At 28.2% G+C, this 18,601-nt stretch carries 19 protein-coding genes; 17 read left to right on the top strand and 2 right to left on the bottom strand.

Going from position 1 to position 18,601, the window contains the following annotated elements; genetic code table 11:
• Positions 1 to 62 precede the first annotated feature (62 nt).
• Positions 63 to 788, top strand: a complete 726-nt coding sequence (locus FVE77_RS08230; RefSeq protein WP_026745981.1) for an endonuclease/exonuclease/phosphatase family protein — start codon at positions 63 to 65, stop codon at positions 786 to 788.
• 308 nt (positions 789 to 1,096) lie between these two features.
• Here the strand turns inward: FVE77_RS08230 and FVE77_RS08225 are convergent, their stop codons facing one another.
• On the bottom strand, positions 1,097 to 1,897 hold the full coding sequence (locus FVE77_RS08225; protein WP_026745982.1) for an amidohydrolase family protein: 801 nt from the start codon (positions 1,895 to 1,897) through the stop codon (positions 1,097 to 1,099).
• 132 nt (positions 1,898 to 2,029) lie between these two features.
• Here FVE77_RS08225 and FVE77_RS08220 point away from each other — a divergent pair, with 132 nt between their 5' ends.
• The 14 genes from FVE77_RS08220 to FVE77_RS08155 all read left to right on the top strand — a co-directional run bounded on the left by FVE77_RS08220 (position 2,030) and on the right by FVE77_RS08155 (position 12,603).
• On the top strand, positions 2,030 to 2,380 hold the full coding sequence (locus FVE77_RS08220) for a winged helix-turn-helix transcriptional regulator (protein WP_026745983.1): 351 nt from the start codon (positions 2,030 to 2,032) through the stop codon (positions 2,378 to 2,380).
• A gap of 212 nt (positions 2,381 to 2,592) precedes the next feature.
• Positions 2,593 to 2,955: a winged helix-turn-helix transcriptional regulator gene (locus FVE77_RS12860; protein ID WP_232052982.1), complete on the top strand. Its 363-nt coding sequence runs from the start codon at positions 2,593 to 2,595 to the stop codon at positions 2,953 to 2,955.
• 80 nt (positions 2,956 to 3,035) lie between these two features.
• On the top strand, positions 3,036 to 3,722 hold the full coding sequence (locus FVE77_RS08210) for a hypothetical protein (protein ID WP_026745985.1): 687 nt from the start codon (positions 3,036 to 3,038) through the stop codon (positions 3,720 to 3,722).
• Between the two features lie 80 nt (positions 3,723 to 3,802).
• Positions 3,803 to 4,705: a hypothetical protein gene (locus FVE77_RS08205; RefSeq protein WP_006803633.1), complete on the top strand. Its 903-nt coding sequence runs from the start codon at positions 3,803 to 3,805 to the stop codon at positions 4,703 to 4,705.
• Between the two features lie 111 nt (positions 4,706 to 4,816).
• The gene (locus FVE77_RS08200; protein WP_026745987.1) at positions 4,817 to 5,275 is read left to right on the top strand and encodes an immunity 51 family protein; all 459 of its coding nucleotides are present in this window, start codon (positions 4,817 to 4,819) and stop codon (positions 5,273 to 5,275) included.
• 22 nt (positions 5,276 to 5,297) lie between these two features.
• Positions 5,298 to 5,795 (top strand): DUF2262 domain-containing protein, encoded by a 498-nt coding sequence (locus tag FVE77_RS08195; protein ID WP_232052902.1) that lies wholly within the window; start codon positions 5,298 to 5,300, stop codon positions 5,793 to 5,795.
• 21 nt (positions 5,796 to 5,816) lie between these two features.
• Positions 5,817 to 6,395 carry a hypothetical protein gene (locus FVE77_RS08190; RefSeq protein ID WP_026745989.1) on the top strand — a complete coding sequence of 193 codons (579 nt, stop codon included), beginning with the start codon at positions 5,817 to 5,819 and terminating at the stop codon, positions 6,393 to 6,395.
• An 80-nt stretch (positions 6,396 to 6,475) separates the two neighbouring features.
• Positions 6,476 to 7,657, top strand: a complete 1,182-nt coding sequence (locus FVE77_RS08185) for a phosphopentomutase (RefSeq protein ID WP_026745990.1) — start codon at positions 6,476 to 6,478, stop codon at positions 7,655 to 7,657.
• Between the two features lie 176 nt (positions 7,658 to 7,833).
• Entirely contained in the window at positions 7,834 to 9,087 is a 1,254-nt protein-coding gene (locus FVE77_RS08180) for a hypothetical protein (protein WP_026745991.1), read from the top strand.
• Between the two features lie 38 nt (positions 9,088 to 9,125).
• A complete protein-coding gene (locus FVE77_RS08175; RefSeq protein WP_026745992.1) occupies positions 9,126 to 10,319 on the top strand; it encodes a hypothetical protein in 1,194 nt (397 codons plus the stop codon).
• Complete coding sequence (locus FVE77_RS08170; protein ID WP_232052901.1) at positions 10,307 to 10,852, top strand: hypothetical protein; 546 nt, start codon at positions 10,307 to 10,309, stop codon at positions 10,850 to 10,852. Before FVE77_RS08175 ends, FVE77_RS08170 begins: the two co-directional genes overlap by 13 nt.
• On the top strand, positions 10,840 to 11,241 hold the full coding sequence (locus tag FVE77_RS08165; protein ID WP_026745994.1) for a hypothetical protein: 402 nt from the start codon (positions 10,840 to 10,842) through the stop codon (positions 11,239 to 11,241). The genes FVE77_RS08170 and FVE77_RS08165 overlap by 13 nt, the downstream gene beginning before the upstream one ends.
• A gap of 33 nt (positions 11,242 to 11,274) precedes the next feature.
• Positions 11,275 to 11,925 carry an NUDIX hydrolase gene (locus FVE77_RS08160; protein WP_036087875.1) on the top strand — a complete coding sequence of 217 codons (651 nt, stop codon included), beginning with the start codon at positions 11,275 to 11,277 and terminating at the stop codon, positions 11,923 to 11,925.
• Positions 11,926 to 11,961: 36 nt separating this feature from the next.
• On the top strand, positions 11,962 to 12,603 hold the full coding sequence (locus tag FVE77_RS08155) for an EexN family lipoprotein (RefSeq protein ID WP_026745996.1): 642 nt from the start codon (positions 11,962 to 11,964) through the stop codon (positions 12,601 to 12,603).
• Between the two features lie 125 nt (positions 12,604 to 12,728).
• On the opposite strand, the gene hpf is transcribed toward FVE77_RS08155, so the two are convergent.
• Positions 12,729 to 13,049, bottom strand: coding sequence for a ribosome hibernation-promoting factor, HPF/YfiA family (hpf, locus tag FVE77_RS08150; protein WP_006803647.1), 321 nt, complete (start codon positions 13,047 to 13,049; stop codon positions 12,729 to 12,731).
• 346 nt (positions 13,050 to 13,395) lie between these two features.
• Here hpf and FVE77_RS08145 point away from each other — a divergent pair, with 346 nt between their 5' ends.
• Both FVE77_RS08145 and FVE77_RS08140 read left to right on the top strand, forming a co-directional pair.
• The gene (locus FVE77_RS08145; protein ID WP_051254484.1) at positions 13,396 to 14,064 is read left to right on the top strand and encodes a DNA-3-methyladenine glycosylase; all 669 of its coding nucleotides are present in this window, start codon (positions 13,396 to 13,398) and stop codon (positions 14,062 to 14,064) included.
• 712 nt (positions 14,065 to 14,776) lie between these two features.
• Positions 14,777 to 18,583 (top strand): phosphoribosylformylglycinamidine synthase, encoded by a 3,807-nt coding sequence (locus tag FVE77_RS08140; protein WP_026745998.1) that lies wholly within the window; start codon positions 14,777 to 14,779, stop codon positions 18,581 to 18,583.
• The last annotated feature ends 18 nt before the right edge of the window (positions 18,584 to 18,601 follow it).

The raw sequence follows: 18,601 nt of genomic DNA, 5'->3' as shown, positions 1-18,601 counted from the left end.
GTTTTAATCAATAGGGAACTAATTGCTTATACAGATAAAATAAAAAGGATAGGAAATAAAAAATGGAATTTAGAATAATGACTTACAATATTTATGGAGCAAGGCTTGCTGATGGTAAGAAATTGGCAAAAAGCATAAAAAAATATAAGCCTGATTTTGTTGCATTGCAGGAAGTTGATAAAAATACTAAAAGAAGTAATTTTCGTGACGTAACGCAGGATTTTGCACTTGAACTTGGGTATAATTATTATTATTTTCAAAAGGCAATGGATTTTGACAAAGGGGAGTTTGGAATTGCGTTTGTTTCAAGATACGATGTGAAAAATATATATGTTCACGAGCTGCCGTCTGCTGGAAATGAAAAAAGACAGGTTTTGGCAGCACAAATTAACAGTTCAAAATATAAAAAACATATTTTGGTTATAAATACACATCTGGATTATGAGCCTGCAGTAAAAAGTACCCAAATTGACGATTTGATGACAGTTATAGATTATTTTAAGGGAGATATAAAATTTCTATGTGGTGATTTTAACCTTTTGCCAACGACAGAGCATTATCGTAAAATTACTGAAAACTGGAATGACACTTATTTTGAAGGCAAGGACTTGGAAAATAAATCAAATCTTGAAAACAGGAATCTTGAAACACAGAGAATTGATTATATAATGGCAAAAAAATATGCAAATTACAGAACTAAGCAAAGTTTTTTTATAAATGATGATTCGCAGGAATGGACAAAGCTGTCGGATCATTTGCCGTATATGGCGGTTTTTGAAGTGGAATAAATTTATTGGAAATAATTTTGAGATTTTTTGAATTAGGTCATGTCTTAAAACTCTCAAAATGATGAATTTTTAACAAATTTTTCTAAATTCAAAAATAACAAATACTAATTTTATCGTACTTTGTATAATTTCTAAAATCAAAAAATATTAAAAATAACATAGATTTTGAGTTTTCAGACACAGCTTAATCTTTATGCCCCTATTCAAATTAAAAAAACTTTTTATTTTAAATCAGGAGTAAATTTTTAGTCAATGTAGAAAAATTTTGAAGATAAATAGGGGTATGGTAAGAATATCCCTGTTAAAATTTATTTTAATCCCAATAATTTTATAATATTCTCTCCAAGTATTTTATCTGATATTTTTTTAGATGGACTTAAATATTCTATTGCTTGTTTATTTAAAAATGAATCACCGTAAGGAGCGTCAGAACTAAATAGACATTTGTCAGGAACTTCTGTTATTATCATTTTTAATGCGAGTGTAGAAAAAGCAGCGGATAAATCAATGTAGGCATTTGGCGTATTTTTTACAAAATCTGTTACTTCCATCCAGTTATAACCTCCCATATGTCCAAAAATTACTGGTGTTTTAGAGTATTTTTTTGTGAGATTTTCAAGAATTTTTATACCGTTTAGAGTGACTGGATTAAAAGTGTGAACCCATATGGGAAAGGTCTCATATTGTTTTAGTGCTTTAAAAATTGTTTCCAATTGGCTTACTTGTTCATTATTTCCAGGTGTAAATTCGCCAATGCCTTTTAATCCATTGTCAATAATATATTGTTTTATCCAGATTTGAGTTTCTTCAAGTGATAATCCAAGTGGAACTGTTCCAAAGCCATAAAATTTATCAGGATAATTATTTATCACTTTCATTAAATCAGAAATATCCTTTTTAAATCTTTTTTTATTATTTTCAAGAGAATTTTCTCCTCCTAAAATTTTAAATAAAATTGACATCGCATTTTTGAATTCAGTTAAAGTCTTAGCTTTTTCAGGATGTGGTGTTGTAGTAAAAAGTATTGCCTTGTCTACCCCCGCTTTATTCATTTGTTCAATTTGTAATTCTGTTGGCAATATTAAATGTTGGTGACTGTCTATTATCATATCTTCTCACTCTTTCATCTTTCTATTATTTTTGATATAATAAAGTATAACATACCTCTTGTAATCAATACAAGTACGCACATTTTTGATATAAAGTATCTTTTTTGATACTTTATTAAAGGAAGGAAAAATATGTCAAAAACAGAAGCAGTTTCAAACGCTTGTCCAATGGAGTTAGGAATAAACATACTCAGTGGAAAATGGAAATTAAGGATTTTATGGAATTTGTATATTAAAAAAGTGGTCAGATTTAATGAATTGCAAAGAAACCTGGGAAATATTACTACAAAAACTTTGACAGAGCAATTGAGAGAACTTGAAGATAAAAAAATAATAAAAAGAACTATTTATCCTGAAATTCCTCCAAAAGTTGAATATTCTCTAACTGACATAGGTAGTTCTATTGAGCCTGTATTAAAAACTTTATGTGATTGGGGAAATGAATATTTGGAATTGATTAATGATAATACAGGTAAGGTTTAAAAATAAGTTATGCGGAAACAAAATTTTCAAGTAAAAAATATTTTCTATTATAATAGAGTTGTTAAAGCTACTATTTAATGAAAGAAAGGTGTTTTTATGGCTTTTAATAAATTTAAAAATGATAAAGTATCGTTGTAATTTTTGTAATATATTTACATTTTTCATTGTAAAAAGTGTGTGATAAGAACATTTTTTCGTTGTAATTTTTGTTGATGGAAGAAAAATATTGTCTTGAAATACCAGCAAGAATATCAATGAATGATTATAAAAAAGAAGAAAAGTTGTTAAATTTACTATTGTATATAATAGAAGAAATTAGAAATATTGTGAAAAAAGAAAAAAAAGACTTAAAAATGACTGATATTTTGACTGATAAAATGACTGATAAAGAGCTACAAAGACTGAAAATACTGGAAGTGTATTTTGAGAAAAATAATTATATTGATAATAGTGAGGCTCAAAAAATTTTGAATGTTTCGGATTCTACGGCGAGAAGATTTTTGAATAAACTTTTGAAAAATGGAATTTTGGAGGCATTTGGAGAGAAAAAAGGGAGAAAGTATCGGAAGAAATAATTTTGAATTTTTAAATATTTAAAAATCATAAAAAATTACGGTAATTCAAAAATAAATTAATATAAACAGGATGAGATAAAATGGATATAAGTATAATTACTTGGGATGAGAATTATTATGATAGTTGTTACGAGGATTATCTTCAAATTATGAAAAATAATGAAATTGTTTATTATGGATACTGTTATGAATTAATTTCTTGTAATGAAGAAGCACGATATAAGTTTATGTTTGAATTTAATTATGGGGATATAAAAAATAAATGTGATACAGGTATAGTAAAATTTGAGAATAATTTTTTGATGGTTCCATATCGAGAAAAAATTTATCAACACAATTACAAATATTTACCTTTAAAATTTACTGAACATCAGTTATTAAGGTTGATGTCTAAAGAAGAAATAAGTTTAATAGATGAAATTTCTTGTTTAGATATTTTGTTACAGTGGTTAGGATTGAGTAATTTTAAAGGATATTTTGATACATTTGAAGAATATAAAAAACAATTATTTTATGATATATATTTTGTTGATATAGATAAATTAGATGATAATATTGAAAATTTTTTTAAAGAAATATCGAAACTAAGAAATAGAGAAATAGTAAAAATTTTAAAAAATGATTTTGAAATTGTCACGGCTTATTTGAATACGGGAAAAATTTGGGAAGCATTTTTGAAAAAGGATGATAAAATATATTTGAATACAGGACTGGATGTAAGCATAGATATAATAGATATTGCAGAGAAGTATTATAAAAAATCTTAAAATCAATTGCTTTTAAAACGGATAAAAGATATAATTAAATAAAAAAGAAAGGGAGAAAGTATTGAAAGAAATAGTAAAATATGGAGATAAATTATATGGAAATAAAATATTCAAAATTTGAAATTAATATGTGGGATATGTTTTCTCTGATGATGTTTTTAGGACATTTATTAGTAGGAATTGATATTTTATTTAATGAGAAAGAAAAGGCCGGGATATTTTTTTTAGCTATTGGAATAAGTTATTTTATATATAGATTTCTTTTGGTAATGATTATTAAAAATAAGATGAAATTTGATTTTTCTGATTATGAAGTGAAAATAAAAGGTCTATTTTTTGAGAAAACGATTGCATATAATGATATAAAAACTTTGACAGTGAGAAAAAATATATTAGGCTCGTATGACATTCTTTTAAATTTTGACAGCTCAATGAATATTTACAAGTATTTCTGTAATTTAATAATTGATGTTTCAATAGAAAGTAATCATAAAAAAAGTTATATTTTTTGTGACATAAAAAATAAAGATGAAATTTTGGAATGTTTATTGGAGAAAATAGGTTATCCAAAAAAAGAAATTCGTGAAAAAGTGAATGGAGAAAAATTATATGTAAAATATTCAATTTTTGAAAAGTATTATATGATGTGTTTTGCAGTATTTTTTATAATAGTAATTTTTTCAGTTGGAATTACTTGGGGATATTTAAATTTAATGATTAAATTGTTTACAATAATAATATTATTACTGGTAGTAACTGTAATAAGATTTTTTAAAAAAGATTATATTATGAAAAGGTACAATAATTATAGTATATCAATTTCTGAAAAGAAAAAAGAAATTTATATTATGGATGATTTTTTTGAAACAGATAAAAAAGTAATAATTAATTATGAAAATACAAATTTTAATAGCGTAAAATTTAATTTTTATTATTTTCAAAATAACGTTATGCCTAAAAATTATAAAAAATATGATAATTAAAATTATAAAAATAATGATTTACAGGAATGAACGAAATTATTGGATTATTTATCATACATGGCGTTTTTGGAGATTGGTTAAAAATAAAATGAAAAAAAGAAGGAGAAATTTATGAAATATGTAGCAATTGATGAGCAAGATGAAAAAGGGTTTGAGGAATATATTGAAAGTTTGAAAAAAAGTGGAATGGAACTTTCAGAAGAAGAAATACAGGAAATAAAGGATGACATTAACGATCAAGTAGCCTTTTGCCTAATGAATAATGATAAAAAATTTGATGAAATTTTTGAAAAAGTATCTGAAATTAATGAAGAAGCTTATTTAAATGGCCATGGATGGGCGGCTTTAATTGAAAGTTATTTGGAGAATAATTATCCAGAACTTTATGAAGACTATGATTCTGATCCTGAAGCTGGGGGATATGTCGGACGCTATTTTGGAAATACTAAGGAAAACTGGGAAAAAATACGGAAAGTGGCTGAAATAGTTGAGGATTTGATTGAAAATGAAGATAAAATTTATAAATATATTGAGGAAAATGGAGATGATATTTTTTGGGATTCATTTTAGGTAAAAATAGAAATGAGGGAAAATGAAGATAGCGTTTAATGTAAATGATAATGGCGATATTGAGGATTTTGAAGTTGACTGGCTTGGGAAAAAAGTGTATGTGTCAATGGAAGAAGCTGAAATTTATGATAAGGAACTGGAAAAACAGATGTCTCTTATTCTTGATAATGTAAAAGAATGGGATGTCAAAATAAAAAATAGCATTGTAAAAAAATATTTAGGTATGGCAAACAGCCGTTTAAAAGAGAATAAATTGTCTGTTTCATTGGAGAAGGTTATTCAAAAATTGGGAAATAGCTTAACTAAGTACGATGTAGAAAATGCTAGAAATGGAATTATTACAGAAAACTTTTTCTTCCAAAATTTAACAATTGATGAAATAATGCCATATTCTATTAGTCAATTTAGTGTGTGGGCTTACGATGAAGTACTTTTTGATGGATATATGTTTATAACTGACGCTGAGATTTATGAGAAAGTTGTTTTTGATGATTTGACAAATATTTATAAAAAATCATAATTTTGAAAAGGAATTATCACAATGAAGAATAGGGATTACATTGAAGGATTTATTGAAGGTGTTTCAATGTGCTGGAATAATGGAATGAAGGTTTGTCCTGAATATACGGCAATATATATTGATACATTTTTTATTGACAATGATAAAAATAATGATTTGAATGAAATAATAAAGAAAAAATTATTGCAATATTATGAAAGTAGTTCATCTGAGAAAAAAGATGATAATACTAGAAAAAAATTGGAAAAATTGAATATTGTTTTCAAAAAAAATAGAAAATATGAAAAATTGATAAAACAAAATGAAGCAAAAGCTGATTACGATAGAATTTCTGAATTTATTAAATTGCAAACAGAATTTACTGTTGAGGAAATAATTGAAAATTTAGAAAATAAAGCAGATAAAAAGCAACAATACTGGAATGTAAGATGTTTTTTCAATCAAATAACACATTGGTTTGGTGAGCCTGTAAATTTTTATGTAGCGATAAGGAAATATGAAGCTATTTTAAGTGAATTTTATGCATACAATGTTTTTTCAGCAGGAATAATACGGTATAAAGAATGTTTATTAATGATTGTTTACCGCTCTGATGAATAAAAAAAACAGGGAATTTATTTGCCTTTAAAAAACATAAAAGGTATAATATCAGTAAATAAAAAAGAAAGGGAGAGATAGAAATGAAAAAAATTGAAAGAATTACATTAATTGTACTGGATAGTGTTGGAGCAGGAGAATTGCCTGATGCAAATTTATTTGATGACTGCGGGTCAAATACTTTAGGAAATATGGCTAAAGCTTATGGGGGAATGAGTTTGCCTAATATGGGGAAATTGGGGCTTGGAAATATTACTGAGATTGAAGGGACTCCAGCTGTGGAAAAAGTAGAAGGGGCTTATGGAAGAGCTATTGAAGTATCACATGGAAAAGATTCTACGACTGGACACTGGGAAATTGCCGGAGTGCCATTGGAAAGACCGTTTCCAAACTACCAAAATGGATTTTCAGATGAGGTTATAAAGGAATTTGAAGAAAAAACTGGAAGAAAAGTTATGTTAAACAAGCCACTTTCAGGAACTGTCGCAATTGATCAATATGGAGAAGAGCAAATTAGAACAGGTAACTGGATAGTTTACGGTTCAGCAGATCCTGTATTCCAGATTGCTGCAAATGAAGAAATTATACCATTGGAAGAACTTTACAAAGCGTGTGAAATTGCACTTGAAATTTGTAATGAGAAATCACCTGTGGCAAGGGTAATTGCAAGACCTTATGTTGGTAAAAAAGTAGGAGAATTTAAGAGAACTGCGAACAGACACGACTTCTCTATTGACCCTCCAAAAGAAAGCATGCTTGAAAGGTTGGAAAAAGCTGGACTTGATGTAGTCGGAATTGGTAAGACAAGCGACCTGTTCAATGGAAAAGGAATTACAGATAACAGAAAAGCTAATCAGGACAATCTAGATGGAATTAAAAAAACAATAGCTGCATTGAAGGAAGATACAAAAGGATTGATTTTCACTAACTTAGTTGATTTTGATGCTGTTTATGGACATAGAAGAAATGTTGAAGGATATGTAAAGGCTCTAATCGAATTTGATAACTGGCTACCTGAAATTGAGAAAAACTTGAAAGATGATGAAATCTTGATTATCACAGCCGATCATGGAAATGACCCTACATTCAAAGGAACAGACCATACAAGAGAGTATATACCTATAATGATTTGTGGTAAAAATGTTAAGAAGAATGTAAATATTGGAACTAGAAAAACTTTTGCTGATATTGCGGCAACTGTTGAGGAAATTTTATTGGGAACTGAAAAAGAAGGAAGTTTTGCAAAAGAAATTTTGGAAGACTAAAAAATATAATACACTATTCCCCGTTTAAAAAACGAAATTATATTTTAATTATTCGAAATGTTAGGCCTTTATTCATTGGTAAAAAAGTTTATAATAAGTTCGTTGTTTAAATGGGGTTTAGTATTATAAATTTAAAATAGTTAAAAAATAACAATAAAAATTTAGGAGGTTAAATTATGATTGATGAATCAAAAAAAGATGTCAATTATTATCCAATTATAAAGAGTGAAGGTGATGTTATAAAAGAAAAAATGATTTTAGTGAGTATTGATGGAGAAGAGCGAGAAAAATTTTTAAAAAATCTTAAAAAGAATTTTGCAAAAACTGGAAAATATTTTGAAGATGCCAATGAGATAAAAACTAATCCAATATCATTGTTATTAACTCAAATTGGATCAGAAAAGCAGCTTAGTCTAAAAAAAACTCCTATATTCATAGTAACAACAAGTCCTGAAAAATTAATGCAACTTAGAGGAATTAATTATGAAATAGCTATGAATGATGCGGAATTTCGTAGTCAGTTTGCATTTTGGGGAATGATCTCAGTGGCAGCAATAGGAGGTGTTGTGGGAGCTATAACTGCGTTTTCTTCTGGTCCACTTTTTGTTCCAATGGTAATTAGTCAAATTTCTATAACATTATTTTTTCTTTGGAGATTGGCAAGAATTGAAAAAGAGTTAATAAGAATAGGAACAGAAATAGAAAAACTATTAAAAAGAAATATTGCTAAAGACATAAGTTATTTTTCTTCTTCTTTGAAAATAGTTGAAAGTATTGAAAATGAATTTTTAAATTCACAAAAATTTACAAATGATATGATAACAAGATTAAGTTTAGTTGAAAATAATGTTAGAAAAGAAGATGAAAAGCAATGGATTTTGATACAAGATGTTATTTTAGAATATGATGAAATATATGAAATGACAAGAAAAGATATTAAGGATTCAAACAAAAAAAATGAAAGAGAAAGAATGCTTAAGGAAAAAATGGGAGTATTTGTTTCTAAAGTAGAATTAATAGAAAGATTGGATACAAAATTATGGCTGTGTTTTTCAATTTTATCAGTTAGAATAATGATTTTGAGAAATAAATTAATGTTACAAGAGAATCCTCAATATTCTGAAAAAAATATTAATAAAACTAAAAAAAGAATGGAGAATTATAAAGAAAAATGGGAAAAATTAATTAAATTGTATAGAATGTTGGAAAAAATAAAAGAATTTGAAGCAATAGATAGAAACATTGGAAGAGAAAGAACAATGTTAAAAAATAGTTTGGAAAAAATTTTAAATGGTATTGATGTTCAAGAAATGGAAAGTCTTGTAAATGAAGCAGAAATATTTTTAAAAGAAGAAGAAAATGAAAAAAAAGATTATTCTTTGATATATTGGAAAGACGAATTAGGAGAACACTCTTATTCTTTAGAATAATAAAATACTTAAAGTAAATAAAATTTAGGAGAGTAATTATGGAAGAAAATGAAAAAAAAGATATGAATGTATATACATTTGAAAAAAATGAAAATATAGATGGAAATATGGTATTAGTAAACGTAAATGGAAAATTAAAGAATGAATTTTTAAAAGAAATTAATAAAAATTTTTCAGAAACAGGAAATTACTTTAAAAATGCAAATAAAATAAAGAATACAGTTATGATGTCGTTAGTATCTGCTGCTGGGATAGAAAGTTATTTAGGAACTGTCAATACTCCGTTATTCATAGCGACAACAAACGTTGATAATTTAATGAAAATAGGATTTGGATTTGGTTCCCCAATTATGGAAAGTGGAAAAATTGCAGGGCATGCTCCATTTATTCCTATTTCTTCAGGGTTAGTGTTACCTGTTTTATTAACTCAAATTGCTTCTTCTTTATTGTTGCTTTGGCAATTTGGTAAAATAGAGCAAGAAATAGTAAAAATCGGAATAGGTATTCAAAAATTATTAAAAAGGGATATTGCCAATGATATTGGGTATTTTTCTTCTTCTTTAGACATAATAAATGAAATTGAGGATGAATTTTTTTATTCACAAAAGTTTACAACTGATATGATAGAAAGACTTGGTGTAGTTGAAAATAATGTAAAAGCGGAAGATGAAATGTATTGGACATTAATACAGGATAATATTTTAGAATATGATGAAATATTTGAATTGACAAGAAAAGATTTGAAAGATTCTGAAGACAAAAAGAAAAGGGAAGAAAAACTTAGGGAAAAAATGAAAATATTCGAATCTAAGATAAAAACATCAGAAACTTTAGATATAAGATTATGGGTTTGCTTTTCAATTTTATCAGTTAGAATTTTAGTTTTAAGAAATAAATTAATATTACAAGAAAATCCTGAATATTTTGAAATAAATATGAAAAAGACAAAAGAAGAAATAAAAAATTATGAAAAAAAATGGAATAAATTGATAGAACTATGTGAAATGTTAGAAAGAATAAAAGAATTAGAAATAATAGATAAAAATATAGGAAATGAAAGAAGAAAATTAAAAGAAGGTTTGGAAAAAATTTTAGTAGAAGTAGATAAAAAAGAAATTAATAAAATTATAGAAGAAGCAAAAAAACTTTCATTAGAAAAAGCAGAAAATAATAATTATTCATTAGTATATTGGAAAGATGAATTAGGAGAACATTCATATTGTGTAGAATAGGAAATTTAAAAAATGAAGGGAAGAATATAATGCTAAAAACACCTTTTGGAAATATACGAATGTTTTTGGATAAAAAAGAAGTTGAGTTTAATTTTTTTAAAATTCAAAATTCTAAATCTTTTTTGAAAACTGAAACATATTTATTGAAGTATGAATTTAAAAAGGAAAAATCCGATAAGATAAAAAAACATTTCTTGAAATGTATCTTAGAAACAAATTGTGAATACGAAAGTTTTGTTGAAACTGGAGAGAGATTGGAAGCAATCTCTTTTGAAGTTAATAGAGGGAAATTAACAATTGGAACAACTTCTGGATTGTCTATGGCAGAAGTTGACGGAAATAATAATGATTTTGATGTTGAGTATTTGGAAAATGGAATTGAAATTGTAATTTTTGAAAAAACAAGGAATCAAATTTTTAGTTTTGGAGTTTCTTTTCTAGAAAATGTAAATGTAGAAAATGAAGTTCAAACATGGCTTGCAGCTGATTATGCAATAAATTTAAAAGAAAGGGTAAATAAATGCCAAAATTAATAATAAACAACCTAAACATAAAAGAAAAAAATGCCGATAAAAACGGAACAACTGGTTACAGAGTAAAAATAGACGGTGGGAATCCGATAGAATTTAGAAAAAAATATTTGGAGATTCAAGTTTCAAAAGGGGAGCATGAAGTTACAATATTTAGGACTGGACTTAAAAAGGTTGTGAAGAAAATTAAGGTGGTGGGAAAAGAGGCAAAGGTTTCTGTAAGGATAGATGTCAGTTTACCGGTAATGATGGTAATACTTCAATTAATAATAAATAATTTTGTTTTTCCGAAACTTTCACTTTTGAGAACAATTTTTAGTGTTATTTTTTTAATTTTGTTTTTGTATTTGATGTTTATGAGGGAAGTAATAAAAGTGGATGTTGAAGAGTAGACAGCAAGAAATTTTAGCAGAGGATGATGATTTATGAAAGATGGAGAGACAAAAGATAGGGAGCAGGAAGAAGAAAAGTGGCTGAAATGGGCGATTGAACTGCAAAGTCTGGCTCAGGCAGGACTGGCTTATGGCAAGGATAAGTTCGATATTGAGCGGTTTGAGAGAATTAGAGAGATTTCAGCGGAGATGATGGCTCATAAGACTGATATTTCAGTGGAAAAGGTGAAAAATCTGTTTTGCAATGAAGTTGGATATCAGACACCTAAGATTGATACGAGAGCTGCAATTTTTGAGAACAATAAAATTTTACTTATTCAGGAGAGCAATGGAAAATGGGCATTGCCAGGTGGCTGGGCAGATGTATTCCTTTCTGTTCGGGCAAATGTATTGAAGGAAGTTAAGGAGGAAGCTGGAATTGAAGCAAGTGCAGAGATGATTGTAGCCTTACTGGATGTAACAAAAAATCAAAGGAAAGCAATTCCTTATGGCATAACAAAAATTTTTGTGTTATGTAAATATGTTAGCGGAAAATTTGAGAAAAATATAGAAACGATTGACAGCCGATATTTTGGAATTGATGAATTGCCAGAGCTTGCAAGTAATAAAACTACAGTTGAGCAGATACGAATGTGCTTTGATGCAAATGAAAATAGAGATAATTGGAAAGTAATTTTTGATTAAGTTAAAAAATGAATAAAGTAAAGGAGAAAAAATATTATGAAAAAAGTTAAAGCTATGCTGATTTTAACAGCGTTTATTGGATTATTAAGCTGTGGAGGTAATTCAGCGGATGATTTAAAAAAAGATGAAAAACTTCTGAAGGAAACAATGCAGAAATGTAGCACAGGAAAATTAAAATTAAATGACAAAAATTGTGTTAATGTAAAGAAAGTTCAAGCTGAAATGGCAAAGGAAGTTTGGGATAAAAATAAAGCCGAAATTGAGGCTAAGGTAAAAGAGAATGAAAAATATATAGAAAATGGACAATACGAGCATATGTTTGATTTGCTTCCAGAAAAAGTGGCTGAACATGTAGGAAAAGCCAACGGAGTTACTGCAAAGGAATTTGTAGAAGAAGTATCTAAATATGCATCCGAAGAATATGAAGATGGAAAACTGATATTAACAAGAGATTTCAGCAAAGCAAGAGTAAATCAGACTTTCTCTGGTAGAACATACGTAATTGTACCGCTTAGTTCCCAGTTGAAGATAAGCGATGGTAAATCTGAAGAAAGTAAAAGCGAAACTTTAATATTTGAAGATGAAGGGAAATGGTATATGATAAATATTGATAAAACATCAATACCAGTATTAAAAGAAGTATATCCTGATTTAAAAGAGTTAAAGGAGTTGAAATAATACAGTTAATTCTTACTAAATAAAATATATAAAAAAGACTAACCCTAAAACTTGATAAGTTCTAAAATAGTCTTTTTTTATATATCACGCTTTTTTACTTTTAAAATATTTTTTAAAAATTATAATTAACGAGAACCTTTTTTATTATAATCTTTTTGTTTTTCTTTATATTTTCTAACTTGTCTTTCCAGTCTGTCAGATAAGTCGTCAATCGCTGCGTATAAGTCTTTATTTTCAGCTTCTATTTTTATTTTTGTACCACTTGCATAAACTAATCCATCAGCTTTGTGAACAGGACCTTCAGACTTGGTATCTTCGACTGTTAGAACAACATCGATTTCTGTGATAGCATCTGAATACTTAGAAATTTTGCTTACTTTTTCTTCAGTATAATTTTTAATTGCATCTGTAATTTTAAGTTGTTTTCCGCTAATAATGATTTTCATAAATCATCACATCCTTTCATCTATGTCAATAATATTGTACCTTGAAAATCCTAAATGTCAATAGCCAAAATAAAATAATTAAAAATTCTTTATAATAAATGATTAAAAAAACATCTGTTATTTATTAAATTCTGTGAGATAAACTGGCATATAATAATATTTATAAAGTAATTACAATGTTATGTAACTTCAAATCTTTTAATCTATATTTTAATATTAAAAAAGATTAAAGTATATAATATAAAAATTTAAATTAGTGTTTATTGAATTTGAAATTATTCAATAAATTGTATATAATAATGTTGTAAAATTATTGATTTATAAAATGGAAATATAAGGTGAAAAAATGATAAAGTTTTTTAAGCAGGATACAATTTCGCTTGCAAAAGATTTACTTGGGAAATTGATACTTGTGAAAAAGGATGATGAAATATTAGGGGGATATATTGTGGAAACAGAGGCTTATTTGGGAGCAGTTGATAGGGCTTGTCACGGATTTGAAGGCAAAAGGACTCCAAAGGTTGAGGCTTTATTCGGAAAAGCTGGCACAGTTTATATTTATACAATGCATACGCATAAAATGCTTAATATTGTCAGCTGTGAAGAAGGAAATCCGCAGGCAGTACTGATTAGGGGAATTGAGCCAGTGATTAATGTTGAAAGAATGGTTGAAAATAGAGGAAAATCTGGGATTCTAGTTAGCAATGGTCCGGGAAAATTGACAAAGGCTATGGGAATTAGTGACAAATTTAATAAGAGTAATATTTTTGAAATTACTAAAAATTTTCATAAAATAACGCAAGAATTGATTTATAATAGTGAAAATATGAAGGAAAATCTACTTTATGTTGATTTTGAAAATAGTAAAATTCCAAAGAAAATTGAAATTTCGGCAAGAATAGGAATTCCAAACAAAGGAATCTGGACAGAAAAGCAATTACGATATTTTGTGGCAGGGAATAAATATGTTTCAAGAATGAAAAAATCTGAATTTAATGATAATTGTTGGAAATAATTTTTTAGGTATTGAAAAAATAGTAAAATTTTGTTATACTTTTACTAGGTGAGAAATTTTACAAATATGAAATTTTTTAGTAGATTATTTTTGTTATTAGGATGTAAAGTTAAATTTATTGTGGAGGAAAGATGAAAAAAATTTTTTTTGTCACGAGAGCAATGAGGATATTTTTCACAAGACAAATTGTAAAATTGTCTGCTTTGTTATGTATAAAATGTAAAAAAAATAAATATATAAATTTATGTCAGAAATCTAGGTGAATTTTGTTTACTTAGATTTTTTTTGTTTTTTTATATTGCTTTGATTAATAATGGTTATTTTATTTATTATTTATAACGATCTTTTTTAGACAGAGATAATATCATACGCCATATCTCTGCACTCCCGCTTTACACAAAACTTTCTTATAAAAGAAAAAAAATCGCTTTTGAGAATAAATCATTTTAATATCAAAAAATAGATTTTTTTAAAATGTTTTGCAAAAGCTCAAACAATTCTTTTTCTTCTAACTAAATTTTGTTTGGTATTTATTTTAGTCAAATAAACTATTATGATTAAATGTCAAAAAATACTTAGACAAGTCTAATTTTTAAAGGAGATGGCAACTGTTTAGGATTGTTTTATAAAAATAATTACTTAATAAAAAATAATATGGGTTTCAATTAATTAATATAAATAAAAAATATAGCAGAAAGAAGGAGAGAAAAAAATGAATTATAGAATCTTTGTGGAAAAAAAAGAAGATTTTAGAGTGGAAGCACAGAATTTGTTTATTGACTTGAAGGAGAACATCGGGATAGATGGGCTTGTTGATGTAAGAGTCTTGAATATTTATGATGTGTTTAACTTGGGTGAAAATGATTTGGAAAAATTGGAAAAAACTGTATTTTCAGAAATAAATGTTGACAATGTTTTTAGATCATTCGATGAAGTGTTTAAGGAAAAAGATTCAGAAAATGTGTATTTTTCAATGGAGTTTTTGCCGGGGCAATATGATCAGAGGGCGGATTCTGCAATTCAATGTATAAATTTATTGATTGATGAAGATAATAATATTAATGTAAAAAGTGGAAAATTGATAATTTTATACGGAAAAATTTCTCCTGATGAACTTGCAAGAATAAAAAAATATTATATAAATGAGGTTGAGGCGAGGGAAAAAGATTTAAATGTTTTAAGTGAAAATGTTGAAACTGAAAATACGGATGATGTTATTGTTTATGAAGGATTTACTGAAAAAACAAAAGAGGAAATTGAAAGTCTTAAAAATGAATTGGAATTAGCAATGACTGTGAATGACTTGCTGTTTATTCAGGAATATTTTAAAAATGAGGAAAAAAGAAATCCTACGGAAACTGAGATTCGTGTTCTTGATACTTACTGGAGTGATCACTGCCGACACACAACTTTTGAAACAATTATTGACGATATAAAAATTGAAAATGAGACTTATAAGAATATTATTGAAAAGGCTATTAATGAATATTTGGAAAGCAGGGAGCATGTTCATGCTGACAGAATTTCTAAAAAGCCTATGACACTTATGGATCTTGCTACAATTTTTGGAAAAGAGCAGAGAAAAAATGGGAACTTGCCAGATTTGGAAGTTTCGGATGAGATAAATGCGTGTTCGATCTATATTGATGTGCCAATTGAAAGAATTGATGAAAATGGGAAAAAGAATACAGTTACTGAAAAATGGATTTTGCAGTTTAAAAATGAAACTCATAACCATCCAACAGAAATTGAGCCGTTTGGAGGAGCTTCTACTTGTATTGGTGGAGCAATCCGTGATCCGTTATCTGGGAGAACTTATGTTTATCAGGCTGTGAGAATTAGCGGTTCTGCTGATCCGACTGAAAAAATTGAGGATACAATGGCTGGGAAATTGCCGCAAAAGGTTATTACACAAGTAGCTGCACACGGATTTTCTTCTTACGGAAATCAGATTGGGCTTGCAACAACTCATGTAAATGAAATTTACGATGAAGGATATAAGGCTAAAAGGATGGAACTGGGACTTGTCGTGGGAGCAGCACCTGCTGAAAATATTATTCGTGAAAAGCCTGAAAATGGGGATATTGTAATTTTACTTGGTGGAAGAACTGGAAGAGATGGAATTGGAGGAGCGACTGGATCGTCTAAGGAGCATACAACAGAATCTTCAGAAAAATCAAGTGCTGAAGTACAAAAAGGAAATGCGATTGTTGAAAGAAAAATTCAAAGACTTTTCAGAAACAGAAATGTTACAAAATTAATTAAGAAATGTAATGACTTTGGAGCTGGAGGAGTTTCGGTTGCAATTGGAGAACTGGCTGACGGACTTGAAATTGACTTGAATAAGGTAAGAGTTAAATATATTGGGCTAAATGGTACGGAACTTGCTATTTCAGAGTCGCAGGAGAGAATGGCAGTTGTTATCGAAAAACAAAACTTGGATAAATTTATAGAATTTGCAAATGAGGAAAATCTAGAAGCGTGTCAAGTGGCTGAAATTAATGATTCTAACAGGCTTGTTATGAAATACAATGGAAAGGCGATTGTTGATATTTCAAGAGATTTCCTAAATACGAACGGAGCTGCTTCAAATATCAATATTACAATTGAAAATACACCAAAATTGAATTTAAACAGAGAAATTGAAGGAAATGACTTTAGAAGCAAATTTATAAATAACCTGAAAGACTTAAATGTCGCTTCACAAAGAGGATTGGTTGAAACTTTTGACGCAACAATCGGGGCAACTACTGTATTAATGCCATTTGGTGGGAAATATCAGTTGACACCTGCGGAAGTTTCGGTACAGAAAGTGTCAGTAATTAATGCAGAAACAGATGTTGCTTCAATGGTTGGGTATGGATACAATCCTTATGTTGCAAAACAAAGTACATTCCACGGCGGTGCTTACGCTGTAATTGAGTCAATGGCAAAAGTTGTCGCTGGTGGAGGGAACTACAAAAACATTAGATTTACATTCCAGGAATATTTTGAAAGACTGGGGCAGGATTCCAAAAAATGGGGTAAACCATTATCAGCATTATTAGGAGCATTGCACATTCAGAAAGCCTTTGGATTGCCGTCAATTGGTGGAAAGGACTCAATGAGTGGAACATTTAACGAAATTTCTGTACCGCCAACATTGGTATCATTTGCAGTAAGCATTACAGATGCGGAAAATGTGATTTCTAGTGAATTTAAAAAGGCTGGAAACAATGTGTACTTAATTACAACGCCAAATGATGAAAATGACTTGCCAAAACTTGATGAATTAAAGGCAAATTTTGATTTTATAACTGAAAATATAAGAAATAAAAAAATTGTATCTGCTATGGCTGTGAAAAATGGTGGAATTGCAGAAAGTATTACAAAAATGACTTTTGGAAATAAACTGGGTGTGGATGTTTCGGCACAAATTGATGAAAATGACTGGTTTAAAGTAAATTACGGAGCATTTATTGTGGAAACTGCTGAAAATATTGAGCATAAAAATGCGATGTTGCTTGGAAAAGTTACTGATGAAGCCAAAATTACTGTAAATGGAATAACTTTTGAATTAGATGAGTTAATTGGAAATTGGGAAAGCAAACTTGAAAAAATCTTCCCAACAAAAAAAGAAGTGGCAAAAGAGCATGAAATTGCACATTGTGAAGGCTTAAAATATGAAAAACTTGCTAAAATTGAGCATGAAAATATAATTAGTAACATCTCGAATACTTATGCAAAACCTAGAGTGTTTATACCAGTATTTCCAGGAACAAATTCAGAATATGATTTGGAAAGAGCATTTAACCGTGAAGGAGGAATTTCTAAAATAGGAGTGTTTAACAACTTGTCTCATAGAAATATTTTAGATTCAATAGACAATTTTGTTAAGGAAATTAATAATTCGCAGATTTTAATGCTCCCAGGAGGATATAGTGCAGGAGATGAGCCAGATGGTTCTGCTAAATTCATGGTTGCTGTCCTAAAAAATAAAAAAGTCAAAGAAGCTGTGGAAAATTTACTAAAGAGAGATGGGTTAATCTTAGGAATTTGTAATGGTTTCCAAGCACTTATAAAATCAGGATTACTTCCTTACGGGGAAATTCGGGAATTGAACGAAACTTCACCAACTTTGACCTTTAATGCAATTGACAAGCATATGTCAAAAATCGTGCAGACAAAAATTATTACAAATAACTCTCCGTGGCTTTCTGATATGGAAGAGGGAGATATTCACTCTGTTGCAATTTCTCACGGTGAAGGAAGAATAATTATTACGGAGGAAGAATACAAAAAATTATTCAAAAACAATCAAATTGCAACAAAATATGTAGGTTTAGATGGAAATTCAACGATGGATTCTCAATTTAATCCAAACGGTTCATATTATGCAATTGAAGGAATGCTTGCTCATAATGGTAGAATCTTTGGGAAAATGGGACATTCTGAAAGAAAAGGAAAGAATGTTTATAAAAATATTTATGGGAATAAGGAGCAGAATATCTTTAGAAATGGAATAAAATTTTTTAAATAGAAAAAAATTATGTTATGG

The sequence above is a fragment of the Leptotrichia hofstadii genome (genome assembly GCF_007990525.1).
Taxonomy (GTDB): domain Bacteria; phylum Fusobacteriota; class Fusobacteriia; order Fusobacteriales; family Leptotrichiaceae; genus Leptotrichia; species Leptotrichia hofstadii.
The sequence above is the reverse complement of the archived record's forward strand: the minus strand, read 5'-3'. Positions and strand labels throughout refer to the sequence as shown.

Coding starts and splice junctions, on each gene's coding strand:
- FVE77_RS08230 (WP_026745981.1), top strand. CDS start 63: ATGGAATTTAGAATAATGACTTACAATATTTATGGAGCAAGGCTTGCT.
- FVE77_RS08225 (WP_026745982.1), bottom strand. CDS start 1,897: ATGATAATAGACAGTCACCAACATTTAATATTGCCAACAGAATTACAA.
- FVE77_RS08220 (WP_026745983.1), top strand. CDS start 2,030: ATGTCAAAAACAGAAGCAGTTTCAAACGCTTGTCCAATGGAGTTAGGA.
- FVE77_RS12860 (WP_232052982.1), top strand. CDS start 2,593: ATGGAAGAAAAATATTGTCTTGAAATACCAGCAAGAATATCAATGAAT.
- FVE77_RS08210 (WP_026745985.1), top strand. CDS start 3,036: ATGGATATAAGTATAATTACTTGGGATGAGAATTATTATGATAGTTGT.
- FVE77_RS08205 (WP_006803633.1), top strand. CDS start 3,803: ATGGAGATAAATTATATGGAAATAAAATATTCAAAATTTGAAATTAAT.
- FVE77_RS08200 (WP_026745987.1), top strand. CDS start 4,817: ATGAAATATGTAGCAATTGATGAGCAAGATGAAAAAGGGTTTGAGGAA.
- FVE77_RS08195 (WP_232052902.1), top strand. CDS start 5,298: ATGAAGATAGCGTTTAATGTAAATGATAATGGCGATATTGAGGATTTT.
- FVE77_RS08190 (WP_026745989.1), top strand. CDS start 5,817: ATGAAGAATAGGGATTACATTGAAGGATTTATTGAAGGTGTTTCAATG.
- FVE77_RS08185 (WP_026745990.1), top strand. CDS start 6,476: ATGAAAAAAATTGAAAGAATTACATTAATTGTACTGGATAGTGTTGGA.
- FVE77_RS08180 (WP_026745991.1), top strand. CDS start 7,834: ATGATTGATGAATCAAAAAAAGATGTCAATTATTATCCAATTATAAAG.
- FVE77_RS08175 (WP_026745992.1), top strand. CDS start 9,126: ATGGAAGAAAATGAAAAAAAAGATATGAATGTATATACATTTGAAAAA.
- FVE77_RS08165 (WP_026745994.1), top strand. CDS start 10,840: ATGCCAAAATTAATAATAAACAACCTAAACATAAAAGAAAAAAATGCC.
- FVE77_RS08160 (WP_036087875.1), top strand. CDS start 11,275: ATGAAAGATGGAGAGACAAAAGATAGGGAGCAGGAAGAAGAAAAGTGG.
- FVE77_RS08155 (WP_026745996.1), top strand. CDS start 11,962: ATGAAAAAAGTTAAAGCTATGCTGATTTTAACAGCGTTTATTGGATTA.
- hpf (WP_006803647.1), bottom strand. CDS start 13,049: ATGAAAATCATTATTAGCGGAAAACAACTTAAAATTACAGATGCAATT.
- FVE77_RS08145 (WP_051254484.1), top strand. CDS start 13,396: ATGATAAAGTTTTTTAAGCAGGATACAATTTCGCTTGCAAAAGATTTA.
- FVE77_RS08140 (WP_026745998.1), top strand. CDS start 14,777: ATGAATTATAGAATCTTTGTGGAAAAAAAAGAAGATTTTAGAGTGGAA.